Here is a 16958-nt window from a genome sequence, read left to right on the forward strand (position 1 = left end):
CGGTTCCGGACGCCGCCGCGGCGCCGCGCCCTCGCGCAACCGCGCCCCGCAGGCGTACGAAGGCGGCGAGGCGGCCGGTCATGGAGGGATTCGATGCGGGCGGCTTGGTCCGGGCCGGCGGACGGGCCCGCGTGCGGCGGGCCTCGCGTGCGGAGCCTCGCTTGCGCCAGGCGTACGGCGAAGGCTCAGCGCGCGACGGTCGTGGCCGAGCGGTAGCGCTCGGCGAGCACGGCGACCCGCTGTACGTAGCGCTGGGTCTCGTTGTACGGCGGCACGCCCTTGTACTTGTCGACCGCGCCCTCGCCGGCGTTGTAGCCGGCCGCGGCCAGAGTCAGGTTGCCGTTGAAGCGTTTGAGCAGCCAGGCCAGGTATTGCACCCCGCCCTGGATGTTCTGGCCGGCGTCGAACGCGTTGCCGACCCCGAACCGGCGCGCGGTCGCCGGCATCAGCTGCATCAGCCCCTGCGCGCCGACCCGCGACATCGCGTTGGGGTTGTAAGCCGATTCGGCATGGATGATCGCGCGCACGATCGCCTCCTCGACCCCGTGCTGGCGCGCCGCCGCGGCGATCTCGGCCGAGAAGGCCTCGGTGTTCAGGCGCAGGGTGCCGAAGTTGACCCCGGGCCGCGCGCCGCAGGCGTAGCAGCTCTCGATGAAGCTGTAGCGGATGGTCCGCATCGCCGAGACATTGGCCAGGCCCTTGGGCCGCTTGCTCGTGTAATGGCGGACGCCGTCCTTGATGTAGGAGTAGACCTGCCCCTGGACCAGCCGGGTCGGGGCCGCCCGCGGGGTCGCCGGCACCGCGACCACCGGGGCGATCGCGTTGCTGCCGGCCTGGCCGGCCGCGGCCTTGTCCGGCATGGCTTGGGCAGGCACGGCTTGACCAGGCACGAACGCAGCCGGCTTGAGCCCGGCCGCGGCCATGGTCGCGGCGGCGCCGCTATAGGTAGCCGGGGGGTTGTTGTGGATCGAGGCCGGGGCCGAGGTCGCGCTGCCCGAGCCCACCGAACCCATCGCCGGCGGGGCGTACGACACCGGGGTCGGATTGCGCGGGCGGTTGGGGCGGTTGATGTACTGGCCCGCGACGACGCAGCTCGCGCCCTTGACCTTCTTGCTGACGTAGCTGCGCTCGCCCGAGGCGCTTTCGCAACGGTAAACGGTTCCGGCCACCGCCGGCGCGACGGCCAGCAGGCACACGATCCCCAACAGCAGCGAGCTCCCCCTCATGGGCGGGAGTGTCCACTGCCGCGCCTGCGCTGCCAAGTCCTTGATACGGAAACGTGACGCCCAGCCCGGCTCGGGCCCGCAGGACCCGGCTTGGGGCTAAACTGTCGCCCCTTCCGGCGCGGATTAACCGCCGCCCTTCCCGGACCCGGACACCCATGACCGACCTGCACCCCCTGCCCACGGCTCCGGCCGCCGGGTCTGCCTCCCCGCCCGCCACCGGCGCGCCGGGAGCGAAAAAACTGTTCATCGAGACCCACGGTTGCCAGATGAACGAGTACGACTCGGCCAAGATGGCCGACGTGCTCGCCGCCAGCGACGGCCTCGAACTGACCCAGGACGTGAGCGAAGCCGACGTCATCCTGATCAACACCTGCTCGATCCGCGAGAAGGCCCAGGAGAAGGTGTTCAGCCGGCTCGGCCGCTGGAAACAGCACAAGCAGGGCGGCCGCCCGGTCATCATCGGCGTCGGCGGCTGCGTCGCCTCGCAGGAAGGCGCGGCGATCGTCAAGCGCGCGCCCTACGTCGACCTGGTGTTCGGCCCGCAGACCCTGCACCGCCTGCCGGAAATGATCCGCGCCAAGCGCGAGACCGGCCTGCCCCAGGTCGACATCAGCTTCCCCGAGATCGAGAAGTTCGACCGCCTGCCCGAGCCGCGTGCCGAAGGCCCGAGCGCCTTCGTCTCGATCATGGAAGGCTGCAGCAAGTACTGCTCGTTCTGCGTGGTGCCTTATACCCGCGGCGAAGAAGTCAGCCGCCCGTTCGAGGACGTGCTGGTCGAGGTGGCGCAACTGGCCGCCCAGGGCGTGCGCGAGATCAACCTGCTCGGCCAGAACGTCAACGCTTACCGCGGCCCCATGCCGGCCGACGGCGAAGCCGGCGAGAGCGGAGCGGGCGACAGCGGCGCCGAAGCCGACGTCGCCGACCTCGGCCTGCTGATCCGCACCATCGCCGAAATCGACGGGATCGACCGGATCCGCTTCACCACCTCGCATCCGCTGGAGTTCAGCGACTCGCTGATCGAGGCCTACCGCGACGTGCCGCAACTGGCCAACTACCTGCACCTGCCGGTCCAGGCCGGCAGCGACCGCATCCTGGCGGCGATGAAGCGCGGCTACACCGCGCTCGAGTTCAAGCAGAAGATCCGCAAGCTGCGCGCGGTGCGCCCGGACATCTCGGTGTCCTCGGACTTCATCGTCGGCTTTCCCGGCGAGACCGAGGCCGATTTCGAGAAGACCATGAAACTGATCGAAGACGTCGGTTTCGACCAGTCGTTCTCCTTCATCTACTCGCGCCGCCCCGGCACCCCGGCGGCCGACCTCGAAGACAGCGTCGGCGACGCCGAAAAGCATGCGCGCCTGTCGCGCCTGCAGGCGGCGATCAACGCCAACGCCGCGCGCATCTCCGAAGCCATGGTCGGCAGCGTCCAGCGCGTGCTGGTCGAAGGCCCCTCGCGCCGCGACCCCAACGAGCTGACCGGCAAGACCGAGAACATGCGCTCGGTGAACTTCGCCGCGCCGGCCCGCCTGATCGGCGGCTTCGTCGACGTGCTGATCACCGAAGCCATGGCCAACTCGCTGCGCGGGCGCGTCGTCGTCGACGACGGCCGCGCCGCCGCCTGAACCCCGCAACGGACCCCGCATGGACCGCGACTTCATCATCCGAGAACTGGCCGCCGACGAATTCGAACGGGTCTGGCCGATCTTCCGCGAAGTGCTCGCGCGCGGCGAAAGCTACAACTACCCGGCCGAGCTCTCGATGGAGCGCGCGCAGGAGATGTGGACCTCGCCGCCGTACCGGACCTTCATCGCCGAGGCCGACGGCGAGACCCTGGGCTGCTACAAGCTCGGCCCGAACCAGTCCGGCCGCGGCGACCACGTCGCCAACGCCAGTTACATGGTCGCCGAGCGCGCCTGGGGCCAGGGCGTGGGTTCGGCGCTGTGCGCGCATTCGCTCGAACAGGCGCGCGAAGCCGGCTTCGTGGCGATGCAGTTCAACTACGTGGTCAGCAGCAACAGCGCCGCCGTGCACCTGTGGCTCAAGCACGGCTTCGAGATCGTCGGCCGGGTGCCGAACGCCTTCCGCCATGTCTCGCTGGGTTTGGTCGACGTGTTCGTGATGTATCGGCCGTTGTAGGCAGCTCGGTGAGGCGGGACTCGGGACTCGGGATTCGGGAATCGGGAATCGGGATTCGTAAGAGCCGTGGCGGGTCGCAGTGCTGACGCGGTACGCGCCTTGCTCATCTACTTCCGATCGCGGTCTTGCTCACTCACACTGCTTCCCGCTCGTCGCGCGCCTGACCTTCCCCACCGTGTCCCTACCTGCCGTCATTCCGGCGAAGGCGGGAATCCAGGGCCTTTCGAGCGAGAACGCTCTAGGTCTCCAGAGGCCCGCCGTCGCCGAAACGACGTGCCCAGCGACGGCGCCGATGCGCTCTCCCGCGGGCAGTCGGCTCCGCCCGCAACAAAGCGCAGCACGCTATTAAGCCCGCGCATGGCAAAGGCCGGCGGCGCCGTGCGACTGTGCGCCACGTCGGCTGCTTAAGCCATAAATCCGAGATCGCGCGAGTTGAAGTTGCCCAGATTCGGGAAGATCAGATCCAGCTCGCTGTCGCCCACCCCGAACCACCGCGCCAAGGTCGCCCCATACTGGTCCACCGAGGTGGTCGGAATGATCTGGCCCCAGCCGGCATCGTCGTCGCCGCCGTTGACCAGGGTCGGCATGGCGCCGAAGAACCGCCCGCCGCGCACCGCGCCGCCGACGATGAAGTGATGACCGCCCCAGCCGTGATCGGAGCCGTCGCCGTTGGACGACAGGGTGCGGCCGAAATCCGAGGCGGTGAACGCGGTGATCTTGTCGGCCACGCCGAGTTCGCCGGTGGCCGCATGGAAAGCGGTCATCGCCTGCGACAGCCGCGCCAGCAAGCCCGGCTGATCGCCGAGCAAGCCGTCGTGGTGGTCGAATCCGCCCATCGACACGAAAAACACCTGCCGCTTCAGCCCCAGCACCTCGCGCACCTTGATCAGCCGCGCCACCATCCGCAGTTGATTGCCCAGGTCGGAGTCGGGAAACGCGGTCTGCAACGGCGCCGAGGCCTCGAGCGCCATCGCCACCGCCGAGGCGTTCTCTCGCGCTCGGCGGAATGCGCCGGCGTAACTTCGCCCGAACACGTGCGACTGCGCGCCGGGCGCCATCAGCTCCAGAAACGCCCGGCGGCTGTCGTCGTCCCACTCGAAACGGCTGAACTGGCGCGGACCGTCGTTGCCGATCACGTACTGGCTGGACTGGCTCGCGCGCTGCAGGATGCTTTCGAAGTTCAACGACACCGACATCGGAATGAAGGCGTCGGGGTTGGCGTCGCGCAGCAGGTCGGCGATGTGCCCGGCCCACCCGTAGCCGCGGCCCGCGCCGGTGCGCGAGACCTGCCAGTACTGTTGCTGGTCGTTGTGCGAGAACAATTGCGGGGGCAGTTCGACCGATTGATTGAGGTAATCGGCCTTGCTGGTCGGCCGGATCAGGGTGCCGACATTGCCCAGCACCGCCGCCTGCCCGCTGTTGAACAAGCCTTGCAGACCGCCCATGCCGACCGGGTCCTCATCGGTGGTGCAAGCCTGCAAACCGTACTCGGCGCCGTCCGAAGCGCCGCCGCCGGCTTGCGCGACCAAGGGCAGCAATCGGTTCTGTTCGACCGCCAGGGTCGCGCGCGCGGTGCGGTATTGCCGGTAATGACCGTCGTCGCGCGGCACGATCATGTTCAACGAATCGTTGCCGCCGAACAGGAACACGCAGACCAGGGCCTTGTAGTCGTCGAAGCGCGACGGCCCGTAGGCGTTGGCGGCCGCCTGCGCCAGGCGCAAGTTGCCGAGCGCAGAATACAGGCCGGCGCCGCCGAGCGCGGCGCAGATCGTGTTGGTCAGGAATTGCCGACGTTTCATGAGTATTCTCTCCGTATTCCTGCTTACTTCTGCACGATGTAATCGGGCGAGTTGACGATCACGTACAGCGCCTCCTGCACTCGCAGGCGCTTGGCCGCGGTGGTGTTGGCCGGCATGCCGCTCAGCCGCCGGGTCAGCACTTGCTTCATCTGATCGGTCATCTGCCCGGACAGGAACAACGCGTCGTAACGCGCGATCAATGCGGGAATGTCGTTCGCCAGCGCGACCTCCGCGCTGAGGTCGATCGCCACCTCGTCGTTGCCGATGCCTTCCGGGTTGCCGATGTAGGCCTCGAAGATCTTCCTCATCAGATAGCTTTCGTTGGCCGGCATCATGTAGTCGGTCGCCAACTGCAATTCCGGCGCCACCAGCCCCAGGCTCTGCGGCTCGCCGCTGGGGGCGTAGCGCGGGCTGAAGAAGTTGAACACCGACGGCGCATACATCGGCAGTTGGCCGAGGTAGTTGTCGACGCTCCAGAACTCCTCGGTGTGGCCGCTCTTGGACCGTCCCTTCAGCGCGCGCCACAGGTGGGTCAGGCGCAGGATCGGCTCGCGCACCTTGCCGAAATGCGCCGGCTGCGCGGCCGGGTCGCGCGCTTCGGGATCGAGCAGGATCGCGCTGACCACCGCGCGCATGTCGCCGCGCACGCCCTGGCCGTTGTCGTTGAACGCCGCCGCGACGCGGCCGACGTAGGCCGGGCTGGGATTGCTGGTCACCAGCCGCTGGATCAACTGCTTGCCGATGAACGGCCCGACGTTGGGATGATTGAAGATATTGTCCAGCGCCGCGCTCAGATCGGCGCGGCCGCTGCCGCCGGCGGCGAGCTTGCCGCCCGGCAGGCTCACCCCCGGATACAGCAGCAACTGCTTCTCCTGCGCCGAGGCGTGGTACGCCGCATGGTTCTCCATCGGCGACACCCAGGCCGGCGCATCGACCTCGTAGAAATAGCAATCGAACGAACCTTCGGCCTGGCAGCCCTTGAAAGTCCAGCCGGTGAACACGTGGGCGAACCCCCTGACGGTGTCCTGGCCGTAGGTCGGGATCGGCTGCTGGTCCGCGTCGAGCAGCGGCGTGCCGTCCTGATTGAGCTGGACCAGGCCGACGCTGAACAACTGCATCACTTCGCGCGCGAAGTTCTCGTCGGGACGGATGTTGTTGACCGGATCGGGCTTGCGGTTCTGCAGCATCGACAGATAGATGCCCATCACCGGGTGCAGCGTCACGTCCTCGAGCAAGGTGCGGAAGTTGCCGAACGAGTCGCGGGCCAAGGTGTCGTAGTAGTGGCCCAATCCGTACGACGCGTGCTGGAGAGGATCGGAGGTCGCATCCGACACCACCATGATCTGGCTGAGCGCGAACGCCACTCGCTGGCGCAACTGATCGCGGTGCACGATCAGGGTCGGCTTGATCGGGTCTTTGCCGCCCACGGCGTTGACGAACCACGCGTCCAGCCGCCAGTCGCGGCTGTAGTCGTTGGGCCTGCGCGCGCGGGCGTTCTTGAGGAACGTCAGCTGCGAAGACACCGGATAGCCGATCTGCTCGTTGATCCAGGCGGTGTAGCCGATCTGCTTGAGACGGTCGATGTCTTCGCGGGTCGGCCCGAACGTGGCCTGGGTGAGGAAGCGCGCGGCTTCGCCGTCGGTGGCGGGAATGTCGGCGAACCGCACCGCGGGCGCGGCGCCGATCGCGCCGCGATCGGCGCGCGGCAGCAGCGGATCCGGGGCGCCGGGATAGGGCCCGCCGTAGTCGGGCATCGGCGTGACGCCGCGCAAGGCGATCAAGATTCCCAACGCTAGCAACAGGCGCGACGCTGCGCCCATCCGCGCTGCGCGCAGAAGTGTCGATTTCATTGCGGGCCCCCAAGGCTGGCTGTTCGGGAGCGATGCTAGGGTCGGCGCAGGCGATAAAATCTGATCGCCTACACGCTTTCAATTGGAATCGCGGCAAAATCCGGATTGACAATCACGGAATTACGAGTCCGTTACAATCGTCATCCCTGCTGCATGATCGCAGTGCGGAGCCGTACGCGGACGGCAGCGCAACCGATACCCAGCGTGCGCTCGCAGCGGCGGCGCTCAGTCCGGCCGCATGCGGAAGCGCGCCGCCGTCAGGCCCATCGTCACCGCGTCGAACCGGCACGTCGAACAGCCAAGGGACCAGCAGAGTTACGACTGTCGTCTGGCCTCGGACCTCGCCCGCCAAAGGTCAGGCGCACGCCGTCAGGGCGCGGACCGCTCGGCGCGCCACACCGGCTGGCCGTCGACATGGGTCGCCAGCACCGTCAGCTGGCGCAGCTCGCGCGGGTCGATCGCGAGCGGGTCCTGCTTGAGCACGACGAAGTCGGCGCGCTTGCCGACCGCGAGGCTGCCGACTTCGGTTTCGGCGAAACCTGCGTAGGCGGCGTCGAGGGTGAAACCGCGCAAGGCTTCGAACGCGGTCAACTTCTCTTCCGGATGCCATCCGCCGGACGGCTGACCGGCCGCGTCGCTGCGGGTCGCCGCGGCGTACAGGCCCAGCCGCGGATCGACCGCTTCGACCGGGAAGTCGGAACCCAGCGCGAGGCGCGCGCCGCTGTCGCGCAACTGCCGCCAGGCATACGCACCGACGATGCGATGCGCGCCGATGCGGTCCTCGGCCCAGGGCATGTCGCTGGTGGCATGGGTGGGCTGCATCGCCGCGATCACGTGCAGCGCGGCCAGGCGCGGCAGATCCTGAGGCGCCAGAATCTGCGCATGCTCGATGCGCCAGCGATGGTCGCTGGCTTGGGCGCCGTCGCCCAGCGCCTGCTGATACAGGTCCAGGACCTGGCGGTTGCCGCGGTCGCCGATGCCGTGGGTCGCCACCTGCACGCCGCAGCGCCTGGCCTTCGCGACCGCCTTCGCCATCGCCTGCGGCGTCATCCGCAACAGGCCGCGGTTGCCGGCGTCGTCGCTGTAATCCTCGAGCATCGCCGCGCCGCGGCTGCCGAGCGCGCCGTCGGCATACAGTTTGACCCCGCGCATGCGCAGGCGGCGGCCGGGATGCTGGTAGAGGCCCTCGCTGCAAAGGTGCTCCAGGGCATCGCCGTCGCCGGCGGCGAAGGCGGTGATGCGCAGCGGCAAGGCGCCGCGCTCGGCCAGGCTTTGATAGCCGCGCAACAGTTCGAGGTTGACCCCGGCGTCGTGGACGCCGGTCAGGCCATGCGCCACCGCTTCCTGCATCGCCAGGACCAGGGCGCGCTCGGCGGTGGCCGCATCGAACGGCGGCCGCGACGACTCGACCAGCGCCATCGCGTCGTCGATGAAGATGCCGTTCGGCCGGCCCTGGGCGTCGCGCAGGATCTTGCCGCCTTCGGGTTGCCAGTCCCCGGACAGATCGCGCGCAGTCGCCCGCATCGCCGCGCTGTTGCCCCAGCCGGCGTGGCCGTCGATGCGTTGCAGCCAAACCGGGCGGTCGGGGAACTCGGCATCGAGATCGGCCGCGCTCGGGAAGCGCGCGTCCGGCCAATCGTTCTGGTCCCAGCCGGCGCCGATCAGCCACTGCCCGGGCGCGAGTTGCTTGGCGAAATCGCGCAGCCGCTGCAGCGCCTCCTGCTTGCTGCGGGTGCCGACCAGGTCGGCGCCGAGTTTGTTCAAGCCGAGTTCGAGCATGTGCGCGTGCGAATCGATCAGGCCCGGAATCACCGTCGCCTCGCCGACGTCGACCCGTTGCGCCCGCGGATACCGCCGCAACAGCTCGGCGCGCGCGCCGATGGCGAGGATCTTGCCCTGCCCGTCGAAGGCCATCGCCTCCGCGCGCGGCTGCGCCGGGTCCAGGGTATGAATGCGCGCCGCGGTCAGCACGCTGACCTGGGCCGCAGCGGCCGGCAGCGCCAGGGCGGCCGACAACATCGCAATCAGATATCGCAAACGGCGCATCGCAACCCCCGGTTTGGACCGAAGCGGTGAATGTGCGAGAAAACCGGCGGTTCACGCAAGAGGCTGGGCTCGGGTCACGGTTTGGGGCGGGGCGACTGCCCGCAGGACGCAGCTCCGCGGAACCACCCCCTGTAGGAGCGACGTGAGTCGCGACCGCGGGTCGCGCAGAGGTGCCAAAGCCGTCGTCGTTCACCGAAGCGATGCGCCATCGCCGGGGTAGGAGCGGCGCAAGCCGCGACATCACTGCGGCGGTCTCGCGGCGGATTCCTCGTGGAAGATCAAGATCAAACCCAAAGCTTCCGCCACTAAAGCGGCGGGTTACTTTCTTTTGTCTAAAGCAACAAAAGAAAGATAACCAAAGAAGTTGCTTTGTTTTGAATCAAGGGCCCGCACGCTCGATGCATCCGCGGGGATTTTTCATACGGGACATCCCTGTCCCGATGAAAAACGGCCCGCATCCCAGCGGGCCGCCCTCCGGGTCTTCTTTAGCCGTCGCTAGTGCTCGGCGACGCACAGCAACGGCCGGGGCAAAAGCAGCCATCACCACGCATGCGGCGCCGTCCCTCTGTAGGAGCGACGTAAGTCGCGACCGCGGAACGCGCACAGGCATCAAGGCCGCCGCCATTCATCGAAGCGGCATGCCTTCGCCGGGGGTAGGAGCGGCGCAAGCCGCGACCGCGAAGCTGCAGCCACCGGCGCGGGTGCGGAGTTACGCGGTCGCGACTTGCGTCGCTCCTACCCTCGCGACGGTTCGCAGCTTCGATCGGCGACGAAGGCTGTGCGGTTTCCGCGCGGCTCTTTGTCGCGGCTTACGCCGCTCCTACAGGGAGAGCTGCGTCGCTCCGCGAGAGCGCGACCACGGAACGCGCACAGGCATCAAGGGTGCGGGGTTGCGTGGTCGCGACCTGCGTCGCCCCCCCGTGACAGTTCGCAGCTTCGATCAATGACGCAGGCGGTGCGATGGCTGCGCGTCCCTTGGTCGCGGCTTACGCCGCTGCTACAGAAGTGGCTGCGTCGCTCCGCGACAGATAGAAAGCCAGCGCCCCCCGTCAATCAAGCCGCTTACTGAATCTGGACACCGCCGCCGCCATCATCACCACGATGAAAGCCGACAGGTACAACACGTCCTGCCACAGTTCCCACAGGCTGGCGCCGCGCAGCATCACCCCGCGGATCAGACGCAGGAAGTGGGTCATCGGCAGTACCTCGGCGAGCCATTGCGCGATCTTCGGCATCCCGGCGTAGGGAAACATGAAGCCCGACAGCAGGATCGACGGCAGCAGGATGAACACGGTCATCTGCATGGCCTGGAACTGCGAGCCGGCTTTGGTCGAGATCATCAGGCCCAGGGTCAGGTTGGCTAGGATCAGCAGGATCGCAGCGAGGTAGACGTCGAGCACGCTGCCCTTGATCGGCACCTCGAACAGCCACAGGCCCAGCAGGATCACCACCGTAGTCTGGACCAGGCCGATCACCGCGTACGGCAGCACCTTGCCGATCATCAACTCGGTGCGGCTGACCGGGGTGGTGATCAGCAACTCCATGTTGCCGCGTTCGCGTTCGCGCACGATCGCCACCGAGGTGAACATCACCATGGTCATGGTCAGGATCACGCCGATCAGGCCCGGCACGATGTTGACCGGCGAGCGACGCTCCGGGTTGTAGAACGCGACCACGCTGATAGGAGCGACCTTGCGCGGCGCCGCCACGGTGCTGTCGATCGGCATCTGCGCCAACTGCACCGCCGCGCTCTGCACCACGGTATCGCTGCCGTCGACCAGCACCTGCACCGCTTCGCGGCCGTCGATGCGGCGGCGCTCGAAATCGGCGGGAATGCTGACGCCTACGCTGATCCGGCCGCGCCGCAGCATTTCCATCAGCTGTTGCGGCGAGTCGGCCTCGGCGACCGGCTCGATCACGCCGGTCGCGATCATGTCCATGACCACGGCGCGCGACGCCGCGGTCTGCGATTGGTCGGCGATGGCGGCATCGAGCCCGCGCGGGTTCATGTTGATCGCATAGCCGAACAGCACCAGTTGCCCGACCGGGATCACCACGATCATCGCCAGGGTGATGCGGTCGCGGCGCAACTGGCGGATTTCCTTGAGCACGATCGCCCATAGCCGACGCAGTTTCATGAGCTCTGCTCCGTGGCCGCCGGCGCGGCTTCGCGGCCGCGGGTGGCGGCGACGAAGACGTCTTCGAGATTGGCCGCGGCCTTGTCGACCTCGGCCTCGAGCCCGGCTCCGCGCAAGGCAGCGGCCAGACCGTGTTCGGCGCGATCGGCGCCTTCCAACAGCACCCGCAAAGTGTTGCCGACCTGTGCCACGCTGAGCACGCCGGGCACCTCGACCAGCACGCGCTGGGCCTTGCGCGGTTGCGCCGCGCGCACTTCGACCGCGCGCCCGGCGAGCGCTCCGGTCAGCTCCGCCGGGGTGCCGTCGGCGACCAGCACGCCGCGGTCGAGAATCGCCAGGCGGTGGCAGCGCTCGGCCTCGTCCATGTAATGGGTAGACACCAGCAACGTCGTGCCGGCATCGGCCAATTCGAACAGCTTCTCCCAGAAGTCGCGGCGCGACTCGGGGTCGACCGCGCTGGTCGGCTCGTCCAGGAACAATAGTTCGGGCGCATGGATCACCGCGCCGGCCAGGGCCAGGCGCTGCTTCTGGCCGCCGCTCATGGTGCCGGCGAGTTGCTTCTGGCGATCGCCGAAATGGTATTGCTCGATCAACTCGTCGACGCGCAGGCGCGCCTGCGCCTTCGGGATGTCCTGCACGGCGGCGAGGAACTCCAGGTTCTCGCGCACGCTGAGGTCCTCGAACAGGGAGAACTTCTGGGTCATGTAGCCGATGCGCCGGCGCAGCGCTTCGGCCTGCTGCGGAATCTTGAGGCCCAGCACCTCGATCTCGCCTTCGGTCGGCGTCAGCAGGCCGCACAGCATCCGGATCGTGGTCGACTTGCCCGAACCGTTCGGGCCGAGGAACCCATACACGCAGGCGCGCGGTACGGTCAGGTCGACCTTGTCGACCGCGCGCAGCTGGCCGAAATGCTTGCTCATGCCGCGCGCCTTGATCGCCGGCGTCTGGTCGCTGCCGCGGTCCTCGCGCGGCTTCGGCTGCGCGCGCGACGCCGCCGCATCGGACAGGTCGCGGCTCATGGCCCGAACTCGACCCGCACCGGCAGCCCCGCCGGCAACTGCCCGGCCTTGGCGTCGGTGATCTCGACTTCGGCCAGATAGCTCAAGCGCGCCGCGTCCTCGCCGGTGAGCGCGTAGTACGGGGTGAAGCTGGGCTCGCTGCGGATCATCCGCACACGGCCGTTCCACTTCTGCGCGCGGCCGTCGATGAAGACCCGCGCGCTCTGCCCCACCCGCACGTCCGGGCGGATCGGCTCGGGCACGTAGACGCGCGCATACGGCCGCGCGCCGACCAGCATCACCGCGAGCGGCGCCCCGACCGGGGCCTGGTCGCCGAGCTTGTACGGCAGGCTGTCGATGACGCCGTCGCGCGGCGCGACCACGTCGAGCTTGCCGAGGTTGACCGCCTGCACCTCGGCCTGCGCCTGCGCCGCAGCGAGCGCGGCCTGGCCCTGGGCTATGCGTTCGCGGCGGGTGCCGTGTTCGAGTTCCAGCAACGCGGCCTGGGCGGAGCGCACCTGGGCCTGCGCATTGCCGGCCGCGGCGCGGGCGCGGTCGACGTCGGCCGCGGCGATCAGGCGCTGGCGGCCCAGCGGCTGCACACGGGCGTAATACGCCGCCGCATCGGCGGCCTGGGCTTGCGCTGCGGCAAGCGTGGCGCGCGCCTGGGCGATGGTTTCGCTGCGCGGCCCGGCTTCGAGTTCGGCCAGCGCGTCGGCCGACTGCCGCGCCTGGGCCTGCGCCGCGCTTAGCTGCGAACGGCCGCGATCGAGTTCGAGTTGCATCACGCGGGTGCCGGCCTGGACCCGTTCGCCTTCGCGCACGTCGATGCGCACGACTTTTTCCGCTGCAGGCGCCGGCAGGGTGACCCGGTCCCATTCCAGGGTGCCGAGCGCCTGCGCCGGCGGTTGCGTGCAGGCCGCCAAGGCGATGCACAGCAGCGCGAGCGCGAGCGAACCCGGGTACGGCCCGAGTGCGTGCTTCATCGTATCCATCGCAGGGGTCCTCGCAATCAGGGGGTGAGACCGCGGTCGAGCAAAGCCAGCGCATGGCGGCGCTGGCTATCGAGGTCGAGATCGTCGGCGTCGAACAGGCGTCGCCAGATCGGCGCGCTGGCGGCCGGGAACAGGGTCAGCCCGATCAGGCTCACCATCAGCAGGCGCGGGTCGAGTTCGGCATTGATCTGCCCGCGCTGCTGGGCCTCGGCGAAACGCCGCGCCATCATCTGCGGCACCAGCGGGCCGATCTTCTGCAGCAGCAGGCTCTCGCGCAGCGCCCCGCCCTCGCACAGCACCTCGCGTACCCACAGCGAGGGCAACCACGGATGCTCGGCGATCACTCGGCCGATGCCGTGGACGAACCCGGCGATCAGGTCCATGACGTCGCCGCCCGCTTCGCGGGTCAGGTTTTCGCGCAGGCTCATGAACACCGGCAGCAGGCGCTCGTTGCTGACCGCCTCTTGCAATTGTTCTTTGTCGCCGAAGTAGTAATGCAACAGCGCCGGATTGACCCCGGCTTCGCCGGCGATGGCGCGCAGCGAGGTCGCGGCGATGCCGTGCCGCGCATAGCAGGCGATCGCCGCATCGAGCAGGCGCGCGCGCAGGTCTGGGTTGTCGGCAGCGGCCGGCCGGCCCGGGGCGCGCTTGTTCGCCGCAGGGCGGCCGGCTGCACGCTTGGGAGCGGCCGGCGGGCTGGATGCGCTGGGCTTGGCAGCCGGGGCCGGGGCCTGGGCCTGGGCCGGGGAGGATTGGCCGGCGGCGGCAGGCTTCATGGCCGGTTTCGGCCCGCGCTTGGCGGGTGGCTTGGTGGGGGGCGCAGTGCTCATCGGGCTTATTTAATTCAACAATTAATTAGTTCGCAAGTCCGAGCCGACCAACGGTCGTGGTCGGCAGGACTCGGCAGGCTGTTCAGGTGCCGGAGTAGCGAAGGTCGCGACCACGGGGCGAGGAGATGTCGAGGCCGGCACCATTCTTCGAAGCTGTCCGCTTTCGCCAGGAGTGGGAGCGGCGCAAGCCGCGACATCGCTGCGACAGTCTTGCGGTGCTGCTCTCGTCAATGGATCAACATCAACATCAACATCAACATCAACATCAGCATCAACATCAAGATCAAGATCAAGATCAAATATCAAGATCAAGATCAAACCCAGAGCTTCCGCCGCTGAAGCGGCGGGTTACTTTCTTTTGTCATAAGCAACAAAAGAAAGGTAACCAAAGAAAAATGCTTCTTTTTGAATCAAGGGCCCGCACGAGCGATGCTTCCGCAGGGATTTTTCATACGGGACATCCTTGTCCCGATGAAAAACGGCCTGCATCCATGCAGGCCGCCCTCCGGGTCTTCTTTCGCCATCGCGAGTGCGAGACCGCGCACAACAACAGCCAGACAACAGGGCACCGGAGGGCGGCGACGCCATCCCCTGTAGGAGCGGCGTGAGCCGCGACCACAGGACGCGCAGAGGCAACACTGCCGATGCCATCCATCGAGGCGCCGTGCCTTCGCCAGGGTAGGAGCGGCGCAAGCCGCGACCGCGAACCTGCGGCCGCCGGCGCGGGCAATCCGGGCTGCGCGGTCGCGGCTCACGCCGCTCCTACAAGGGTTGCGAAGGTTGCGGCGCGAGGCCGTAACGGCGCGGTCGCGACTTGCGTCGCTCCTACCCAGAACAGCCGCGAAGCGGCATCCCACTGCAGGCGAATCAACCGTCCCGCTCGCCCGCCTCGGCCTCCAACACCGCCGCCGGATGACGCCGGCGCCAGGCCGCCAGCGTTTGCGCGCAATGCGCCGGGATCAGCCAGGCATCGGGGTGCGTGTCGCGAAAGCGGCTCAGCCGCCGCAAGGTGTCGCGGTACACGCTCGCGTCGTCCATCGCCAATTGCCGGGTCAGCCACGGCAGCTCGCGGCCGAGGCCGAGCTGCTCGCGATGCCAGAACGCATCGGCGGCGAGGATCACCCGTTCGCCCTCTCGAGTGCGCAAGGCCAGGCCGATCTGGCCGCGCGCATGTCCCGGCAACGGCAGCGCGAACAGGGTGCCGTCCCCGAACAGGTCCCAGCCCTCGCCGCCGAGCGTGGCCAGATCGCCATCGAGCCCGCGCCGGCCGCGTTCGTCGAGCAATTGCAGGCGCGCGACGAAATCCGTCGGCAACAATTCCTTCCAGATCTGTGCATGCAACAGGCCGAACCAACCCGAGCCCTCGACTTGCCGCCACGCATCGGCATGGGCGACGAAACGCGCCTGCGGAAACTGGCCGAGCCCGCCGATGTGGTCGGGGTGGAAATGGCTGAGCACGACCATGCGCACCGCCTCGCGGTCCAGCCCGCGCCGATGCAGCAGCGTCGCCGCATCGGTATGCGGCGCCGAGCAAACCCGGATGACCCGGCGATACAGCCAGCGCAGGCCGCGCCGCATCGCCTGGCGCGCCTGCGGCCCGTAGCCGCAGTCGAACAGGACCGCGCCCTGCACCGGATGTTCGATCAGGGCCCAGCCGGCCGGGAAGCTCATCGCCGCGCCGGCCTCGAAACCGAGATGACGCGGATCGGCGCAGCTGTGCCCGGATACGCCGAGGGTCAGCGCGACTTCGCCGCTCACGCTCGCGCCTGCGCACGCGCGAGGACGCCGAGGGTTTTCGCCAACGCGTCCTCCATCGTCACCCGCGGCCTATAACCCAGTTCGCTGCGGGCACGGCCGATATCGAGGGTCATGTCGACGCTGAGCAATTCGATGCCGTAACGCAGCAAAGGGGGCTCGCGATCGGGGCTGAACCGGCGATACCAGGCCTCGACTCCGCCCGCGAGGGCCAGCGCCAGCGGCTTGGACAGGCGCCGGTTGGGGCGCGGCAACGACAAGGCGTCGGCGAGCCGGTCGACGACGCTCCAGATCGCGACCGGTTCGCCGTTGCTGATGTTGTAAACGCGGCCGCTCAAGCGCCAGGAGGCGTCGATCGCCAGCACGATCGCATCGACGACGTTGTCGATATAACTCAGGTCGACCCGGCAATCGTCGTGGCCGAGCCGGCGCAACCGGCCGCTGCGCAGCGCCTGCGCCAGGCGCGGCAGGATCGCAGTGTCGCCGGGACCGAAGATCGCCCGCGGCCGCAAGGCCAGCGCGGACACGCCGCCGGCCGCGCAACGCGCGAATACCCGCCGCTCGGCGATCAGCTTGGTCGCGGCGTAGTCGTTGACCGGCTGCGTCGGCAAGGGGTGGTCTTCGCGGATGCCCAGATGCGGACGGCCATCGTGATAGATGCCGGGAGTGGAGATATGCACCAGCCTTCGCACCTGGCGTGCGATGCAGGCGGAGACGACGTGGTCGGTGGCGTCGATGTTGGCGGCGACGAAATCGGCGCGGCGTCCCCAGGGGCTCGACAAGGCCGCCGCGTGCACGACGATGTCGGCGCCGCGCAAGGCGCGATGCACCGCCGCCTCGTCGGTCAGGTCGATGGCGACGAATTCGATGCCCTGCGCCTGCAGCGCGCGGCCGCGAGCCGGGTCGCGGCCGAGGCCGGCGATCCGGGTCCAGGGACGCGTTGCCGCCAGATGGCGGGCAAGCGCGCCGCCGACGAAACCGGTCGCACCGGTCACCACGATGCGATGCGTCGTCATGCGCCCGCGTCCATGCGGACCGTCCACGCGCACAGCGGTCGCGTTGCGTCTTCTTGCCTCGTCATAGCATCCGATCGTATCGTGGCCACGCCTCCATGCTCCAGTATGAGCCCTGGCCCGGACACTCCGACACGACCGTTGGCCCGCCCCAGCCGGCGAGCACGACGCCGCG

13 protein-coding genes are annotated in these 16958 nt (G+C 68.5%); 3 read left to right on the forward strand and 10 right to left on the reverse strand.

Annotation, left to right across the window (positions count from 1 at the left end; all coding sequences use genetic code 11):
* Positions 1–185: 185 nt before the first annotated feature.
* Positions 186–1226 carry a transglycosylase SLT domain-containing protein gene (locus ACSAMQ_RS06955; protein WP_435394964.1) on the reverse strand — a complete coding sequence of 347 codons (1041 nt, stop codon included), beginning with the start codon at positions 1224–1226 and terminating at the stop codon, positions 186–188.
* 155 nt (positions 1227–1381) lie between these two features.
* On the opposite strand from ACSAMQ_RS06955, the gene miaB reads away from it, so the two are divergent.
* Entirely contained in the window at positions 1382–2845 is a 1464-nt protein-coding gene (gene miaB, locus ACSAMQ_RS06960; protein WP_435394965.1) for a tRNA (N6-isopentenyl adenosine(37)-C2)-methylthiotransferase MiaB, read from the forward strand.
* Between the two features lie 19 nt (positions 2846–2864).
* Positions 2865–3359, forward strand: coding sequence for an N-acetyltransferase family protein (locus tag ACSAMQ_RS06965; RefSeq protein ID WP_435394966.1), 495 nt, complete (start codon positions 2865–2867; stop codon positions 3357–3359).
* Positions 3360–3763: 404 nt separating this feature from the next.
* Here ACSAMQ_RS06965 and ACSAMQ_RS06970 read toward each other — a convergent pair whose 3' ends face one another.
* The 7 genes from ACSAMQ_RS06970 to ACSAMQ_RS07000 all read right to left on the reverse strand — a co-directional run bounded on the left by ACSAMQ_RS06970 (position 3764) and on the right by ACSAMQ_RS07000 (position 13961).
* Entirely contained in the window at positions 3764–5158 is a 1395-nt protein-coding gene (locus ACSAMQ_RS06970; RefSeq protein WP_435394967.1) for a DUF1501 domain-containing protein, read from the reverse strand.
* Between the two features lie 23 nt (positions 5159–5181).
* Positions 5182–6948: a DUF1800 domain-containing protein gene (locus tag ACSAMQ_RS06975; protein ID WP_435394968.1), complete on the reverse strand. Its 1767-nt coding sequence runs from the start codon at positions 6946–6948 to the stop codon at positions 5182–5184.
* A gap of 429 nt (positions 6949–7377) precedes the next feature.
* Positions 7378–9054, reverse strand: coding sequence for an amidohydrolase (locus ACSAMQ_RS06980; protein WP_435394969.1), 1677 nt, complete (start codon positions 9052–9054; stop codon positions 7378–7380).
* A gap of 1049 nt (positions 9055–10103) precedes the next feature.
* A complete protein-coding gene (locus ACSAMQ_RS06985; RefSeq protein WP_435394970.1) occupies positions 10104–11192 on the reverse strand; it encodes an ABC transporter permease in 1089 nt (362 codons plus the stop codon).
* Positions 11189–12112 (reverse strand): ABC transporter ATP-binding protein, encoded by a 924-nt coding sequence (locus ACSAMQ_RS06990; RefSeq protein ID WP_435394994.1) that lies wholly within the window; start codon positions 12110–12112, stop codon positions 11189–11191. The genes ACSAMQ_RS06985 and ACSAMQ_RS06990 overlap by 4 nt, the downstream gene beginning before the upstream one ends.
* Positions 12113–12207: 95 nt before the next feature.
* Positions 12208–13176, reverse strand: coding sequence for an HlyD family secretion protein (locus tag ACSAMQ_RS06995; RefSeq protein ID WP_435394971.1), 969 nt, complete (start codon positions 13174–13176; stop codon positions 12208–12210).
* A gap of 26 nt (positions 13177–13202) precedes the next feature.
* Positions 13203–13961 carry a TetR/AcrR family transcriptional regulator gene (locus ACSAMQ_RS07000; RefSeq protein ID WP_435394972.1) on the reverse strand — a complete coding sequence of 253 codons (759 nt, stop codon included), beginning with the start codon at positions 13959–13961 and terminating at the stop codon, positions 13203–13205.
* Between the two features lie 264 nt (positions 13962–14225).
* Between ACSAMQ_RS07000 and ACSAMQ_RS07005 the strand changes: the two genes are divergently transcribed.
* The gene (locus ACSAMQ_RS07005; RefSeq protein WP_435394973.1) at positions 14226–14354 is read left to right on the forward strand and encodes a hypothetical protein; all 129 of its coding nucleotides are present in this window, start codon (positions 14226–14228) and stop codon (positions 14352–14354) included.
* 528 nt (positions 14355–14882) lie between these two features.
* Here ACSAMQ_RS07005 and ACSAMQ_RS07010 read toward each other — a convergent pair.
* Both ACSAMQ_RS07010 and ACSAMQ_RS07015 read right to left on the reverse strand, forming a co-directional pair.
* Positions 14883–15773 (reverse strand): MBL fold metallo-hydrolase, encoded by an 891-nt coding sequence (locus tag ACSAMQ_RS07010; RefSeq protein WP_435394974.1) that lies wholly within the window; start codon positions 15771–15773, stop codon positions 14883–14885.
* The gene (locus ACSAMQ_RS07015) at positions 15770–16786 is read right to left on the reverse strand and encodes an NAD-dependent epimerase/dehydratase family protein (protein ID WP_435394975.1); all 1017 of its coding nucleotides are present in this window, start codon (positions 16784–16786) and stop codon (positions 15770–15772) included. The genes ACSAMQ_RS07010 and ACSAMQ_RS07015 overlap by 4 nt, the downstream gene beginning before the upstream one ends.
* Between the last annotated feature and the right edge of the window lie 172 nt (positions 16787–16958).

Origin of the sequence: Lysobacter sp. 1R34A, from assembly GCF_051217035.1 — a bacterium.
GTDB lineage: Bacteria > Pseudomonadota > Gammaproteobacteria > Xanthomonadales > Xanthomonadaceae > Lysobacter.